The organism is Streptomyces synnematoformans (genome assembly GCF_039531005.1).
Lineage (GTDB): Bacteria > Actinomycetota > Actinomycetes > Streptomycetales > Streptomycetaceae > Streptomyces > Streptomyces synnematoformans.
This window is the reverse complement of the sequence record NZ_BAAAPF010000606.1, coordinates 1-916: the sequence shown is the minus strand read 5'-3', so window position 1 is coordinate 916 and position 916 is coordinate 1. Positions and strand designations below refer to the sequence as shown.

Genomic DNA, 916 nt, shown 5'->3' with positions numbered 1-916 from the left:
ACGGGGGACGCCGGGGGACGCCGGGGGACGCCGGGGGACGCCGGGGGACGCCGGGGGACGCCGGGGCGAACGCCGACGCCCCCGGCGCCGTCCGCAGACGGGCCGGGGGCGTGCGGGTACCGCGTGCTGCGCGCGTCAGCCCCAGGTGAGCAGGCGCTTCGGCCGCTCCAGGACCGCCGCGATGTCCGCGAGCACCTTCGAGCCCAACTCCCCGTCGACCAGCCGGTGGTCGAAGGAGAGCGCGAGCGTCGTCACGTGCCGCGGCTTGACCTTGCCCTTGTGCACCCACGGCTGCAGCTTGATCGCGCCGAAGGCGAGGATCGCCGGCTCGCCGGGGTTGAGGATCGGCGTGCCGGTGTCGATGCCGAAGACGCCGATGTTGGTGATCGTCACCGTGCCGCCCTGCATCGCCTCGGGCGTCGTCCTGCCCTCGCGGGCGGTGCCCACCAGGTCGGCCAGCTCCGTGGCCAGTTCGGGGAGCGTCCGCGCGTCCGCGTCCTTGATGTTCGGCACGATCAGGCCGCGCGGGGTGGCGGCGGCGATGCCGAGGTTCACGTAGTGCCTGCGGACGATCTCCTGACGGTCCTCGTCCCAGGCCGAGTTCACCTCGGGGTTGCGCCGGATCGCGAGCAGCAGGGCCTTCGCGACCACGAGCAGCGGGTTGATCCGCAACCCGGCGAGGTCGGGGTCCTCCTTCAGCTCCTGCACGAGCTTCATCGTGCGGGTGACGTCGACGGTGACGAACTCCGTAACGTGCGGCGCGGTGAAGGCGCTGGTGACCATCGCCTGGGCGGTGGCCTTGCGGACGCCCTTGATGGGGATCCGGGTCTCGCGGGCGCCGGCCGCGGGCTGCGCGGGCGAGGGCTGCGCGGGCGAGGGCTGCGCGGGCGAGGGCTGCGCGGGCGAGGGCTGCGCG

The 916-nt window shown here is 74.3% G+C and carries 1 protein-coding gene; it reads right to left on the bottom strand.

All coding sequences use genetic code 11. The features are described from left to right. Positions 1–135: 135 nt before the first annotated feature. Positions 136–916: dihydrolipoamide acetyltransferase family protein (locus ABD317_RS36475; RefSeq protein ID WP_344296282.1), on the bottom strand; the 781-nt coding region annotated here is incomplete at its 5' end.